The following is a 4,265-nucleotide window of genomic DNA, read 5'->3' as shown; positions in this document are numbered from 1 at the left end:
AGCCTCACCGCCTTCCGCACCCTCGCCGCCAACAACCTGTTCAACGTCAAGATCAGCTGAACCACCGCACGACCCCACGAGCCGCCCGGCGAACCTGCCGGGCGGCTCAACCGCTTCGTGCGCGCCATGACTGCAGGGGCTTTCGTGAACGCTCAACCCTGGTCCGCACCGCGGTCACTGGAAGTCGCAGCCGGGGTTGGGTGCGTCGTCGGACAACGGAGAACCGGCCGGCATCACATAGAGGACCTCGAGGATCACCGGGACCTTGCCGAGATTCCTGCCGATGTGGACGTTGCCCCGGCCGTGCGGCTCCCGCAGGAGGCTTCCGCGCGGATACACCGCGTCCGACGCGCAGGTCGCGTCGAAGTGGCTCAGGGTGCCCTGCTTGACCCAGCCGTAGAGGTCGCCGCGGTGCCAGTGCCACCCGGTCGCCTGGCCGGCGGGAATGGTGATCTCGCGCAGCACGTAGTCGGTGCCGCCGACCGCGGTCTGCCGGATGATCGTGCCGGTCACGCCCGGCCCGGGCGGTGTCGCCTGTGCCGGCGCGCCCACGACGAGGCAGGCTCCGGTCAGTGCGCCGGCCAGGACGGCGCCGAGGGTAGTCCGATTCCGCAAGGCTTCTTCCTCTCGTGCGTGCGTGATGGAGAACCTCACGGTAACGACGGGCAGGGAGCCTGGATGCTCATTCCGCCGTCGTCGCTCGCCAGGAAGAGCACGGCGCGGGCGATCTCGTCGACCGAGGCGTGCCGTCCGAGGGGGATCATCCGGTCGAGGCGGGCCCGCGCGAGCGCCGCGATCCGCTGCTGCCGGAGGTCGTGGTCGAGCCCGATCGGGCCCTCAACCCGATCACCCAGGAGCCGACGCCGGGCCTGCCCCCAAGAGACGTGAATCAACGGGCCTGATACGTCTCGGCACAGGTTCTGCTCGATTGGTGGAAACTCGATCGGAGATCATTCATCCGTTCCTCCCGGGTTTACGGTGACCCGCGGAGGAGACCGAGATGAATCCCGAAACACCATTGTGGGCGGACCGCACCCTCGTGGCCCTGGCCGGCCGGACGGACGGTGACGTCACCGTCGAGGACGTGACCGAGGAGGTCGCGATCCTGTTCGCGGACCGGTTCGCGCCGGAGGACCGCGATTACCCCGGCACCTCCGCGCGGCCGCTGTGGCACACCAAGGTGTCCGACGCGATCGCGGAACTGCAGTCGGCGCAGCGGATCACGACCGAGCCTCCGGCACTCACCGCGGCCGGCCGGCGCGCCGTCGCGGCCGCGCGCCGCCGCCTGAAGGACGCCCCCGAGGCCGCCGCCGTCCCCACCGCCGAGACGCGTACGCCGCGGCGCGAGCACTTAGTCGTGGCCGGCGTGATCTCCGCGCCGCTGCGCGATCCGGAGGCGCGCGAGCGGCTGGGCCTGAGCCGGCACGAGGGCGACCCGATCGCCGTCATGATCGAGCTGAACCTGCAGTTCGGGTCGGGCGTCGGCGACGCCTACGCCCGGCTGGCACGGCTGTGGGCGCGGGTCAATCCCCGTGCCGAGCCGCTCGTGCGGATCGCCGGCCGCTACGCGGCGGGCCGGCTCACGATGCCCGAGATCGAGCGGCTCGTCGCCGCCGACGCGGTGCCGGTCGCCTGGCCGCGTCGCGGCATCCACCACGTCTGGCCGGACTTCCCGGTGCACCCGCACGTGGACGCCTCCTGCGTGACCATCAAGGTGGACGCGGCGCGCAACTCGTTCGGCGCCTTCGGCCGCGGCATCGTCTGGGCGGTCGTCGACTCGGGGATCGACGGGCGGCACCCGCACTTCGCCACCGGCGGCACCCTCGGCGACGACTCCGTCAAGGACCTGCACCGCTACTTCCCGCCGGCCGGCCCGCCGACCTCGCAGGGCGCGCTCGAGGACAGCAGCGGGCACGGCACCCACGTCGCGGGCATCATCGCGGGCGGCATCTCGGGCTGGCTGGCGGACAAGCCGGGCCGGCAGGTCTACGCCACCGAGAGCCGCTACAACGTCGAGAATCCGGCCCGGCCGATGCGGGTGCCGCGCACCGCGATCGATCCGGCGGCGGTGAACGGGATGGCACCGCGGGCCCGGCTGGTCAGCCTCAAGGCGCTGGACTCCGCCGGCACGCCGGAGAACCGCGTGCACCGGGTCATCCAGGCGCTCGCGTACGTGCGGGAGATCAACGGGGACGGGGTCGAGGGGATGCGCATCCACGGCGTGAACCTCAGCGTCGGATACGAGTTCGACCCGCAATGGTTCGCGTGCGGCCGCAGCCCGCTGTGCCAGGAGGTGGACCGCCTCGTCCGCTCCGGCGTGGTCGTGGTGGTGGCGGCGGGCAACTCCGGGTACGGCTCGGTGAACGTGACGATGGAGGCGCCGACGAAGTTCGGCCTGGGCATGACCATCAACGACCCCGGCAACGCCGACCTGGCCATCACCGTCGGCTCGACACACCGCTCCGCGCCGCACACCTACGGCGTCTCGTACTTCTCGTCGAAGGGGCCGACCGGCGACGGCCGGAACAAGCCCGACCTGGTGGCGCCGGGCGAACGGATCACCTCCTGCGCCGGGGGCGCCAACCTGGCCGCGGCGGTCGGCGCGGGCCCGCCGGAGGAGACCGCCGTCTACGTCGAGGACTCCGGCACCAGCATGGCCGCGCCGCACGTCTCGGGCGCCGTCGCGGCGCTGCTGTCGGTCCGGCGCGAATTCATCGGGCAACCCGAGCGGATCAAGCAGATCTTCGTCGACTCGGCGACCGACCTGGGCCGGGGCCGGGAGTTCCAGGGCGCCGGGCTCGTCGACCTGATGCGTGCCCTGCAACAGAAGATCTGATTGGCCGCCGCAGGAGAAACGGAGCAGACAATGACCGACTCGATCGCAGGACTGCCGTTTTGGGAGATCACCCTCGACGCGGACGGTGACCCCGACGGCCCCGGCCGCGACGCCCTCATCACCGAGGTTCCCGCCCGCGGCATCACGGACCTCTTCGTCTTCGCGCACGGCTGGAACAACGAGCGGCGCACGGCACGCCGGCTCTACAACAGCTTCTTCGGTCTGCTGGCGGCCCAGTTGCGCGACACGCCCGCCGCCCCGCCGGTCGTCGCGGGACTCGCCGGCGTGGTGTGGCCGTCCAAGCGCTGGTCCGACGAGCCGATCCCGGACTTCAGCCCGGCCGCGGCGGTGGTCACCCCCGGCGCAGCCGGGCTGACCCCCGTCGAGCCGGCGCCCGCCGAGGCCGCCGCGGCGACGCTCGACAAGCAGACCCTCGACGATCTGCGCGACACCTTCCCGGCGGCCACCCGGTCCCTCGACCGGATGGCGGCGCTGCTGGAGACCGAGCCCACCGACGCGGCGCTGGCCGAGTTCCACTCCTGCCTCGCGGAGTTCGCCGCCGCGGCGCCGCACCCGCAGGACGACGGCGAGGGCACCGGCGCGGCGGACGGGCCGCGGATGCTGGAGGACGGTCCCGAGCGGCTGTTCGAGCGCTACCGCGACGCGCTGCGCGGCGCCGGCGTCGAGTTGCCGGGCGACTCCGGCGGCGCGGCCGGGCTGGGCGACCGGCTGAAGGGCGTCTGGAACGGCGCGAAGGAGGCGCTGCGGCAGGCGACGTACTGGGAGATGAAGAACCGCGCCGGGGTGGTGGGCCGCGACGGGCTCGGTCCCACGCTGGCCGCCCTGCACGGCGCCGCCCCCGGGGTGCGCGTGCACCTGATCGGCCACAGCTTCGGCGCGCGGCTGGTCTCGTACGCTCTCGCGGGCCTGCCCGACGGCGGGCCGTCCTCCCCGGTCAAGTCGCTGACCCTGCTGCAGGGCGCCTTCTCGCACTTCGCGTTCGCGGACCCGCTGCCGTTCGACGCGGGCCGGCGCGGGGCGCTCGCCGGCATGCAGCGGCGGGTCGACGGCCCGATCACGGTGTGCTTCTCCCGGCACGACGGCGCGGTCGGCACCTTCTATCCCCTCGCATCGTTCGCGGCCCGGTCGGACAGCGCCGGCGCGAGCGACGCCATGTACCGGTGGGGTGGCATGGGCGCCGACGGCGCGCAGAACGACGACGTCGCGATGGACGCCATCGCCGGGGTGGGTGCCGCGTACCGGTTCTCCGCCGACCGGATCCTCAATGTGGACGCCGCCGAGGTGGTGTGCCGCGGCGGCGCGCCGACCGGGGCGCACAGCGACATCGTGCATCCCGAGCTGACCTGGGTGGTGCTGGCCGCGAGCCGCGCCTGACCCCCGCCGGCCGGCCCCGGAACGCCGCCGGGGC

The 4,265-nt window shown here is 73.2% G+C and carries 4 protein-coding genes; 2 read left to right on the top strand and 2 right to left on the bottom strand.

Translation table 11 applies throughout. The features are described 5' to 3' along the window. Positions 1 to 174: 174 nt before the first annotated feature. Positions 175 to 615: a cupin domain-containing protein gene (locus AB0F10_RS44535; RefSeq protein ID WP_360640476.1), complete on the bottom strand. Its 441-nt coding sequence runs from the start codon at positions 613 to 615 to the stop codon at positions 175 to 177. A 35-nt stretch (positions 616 to 650) separates the two neighbouring features. After that, positions 651 to 893: a hypothetical protein gene (locus AB0F10_RS44530; RefSeq protein ID WP_360640473.1), complete on the bottom strand. Its 243-nt coding sequence runs from the start codon at positions 891 to 893 to the stop codon at positions 651 to 653. A gap of 107 nt (positions 894 to 1,000) precedes the next feature. On the opposite strand from AB0F10_RS44530, the gene AB0F10_RS44525 reads away from it, so the two are divergent. Continuing rightward, positions 1,001 to 2,836: a S8 family peptidase gene (locus AB0F10_RS44525; RefSeq protein ID WP_360640470.1), complete on the top strand. Its 1,836-nt coding sequence runs from the start codon at positions 1,001 to 1,003 to the stop codon at positions 2,834 to 2,836. Between the two features lie 30 nt (positions 2,837 to 2,866). Then, on the top strand, positions 2,867 to 4,231 hold the full coding sequence (locus tag AB0F10_RS44520) for a hypothetical protein (RefSeq protein ID WP_360640467.1): 1,365 nt from the start codon (positions 2,867 to 2,869) through the stop codon (positions 4,229 to 4,231). The last annotated feature ends 34 nt before the right edge of the window (positions 4,232 to 4,265 follow it).

It is taken from the genome of Actinoplanes sp. NPDC026623 (genome assembly GCF_040638275.1).
GTDB lineage: Bacteria > Actinomycetota > Actinomycetes > Mycobacteriales > Micromonosporaceae > Actinoplanes.
This window is presented reverse-complemented; position numbering and strand designations above follow the sequence as displayed.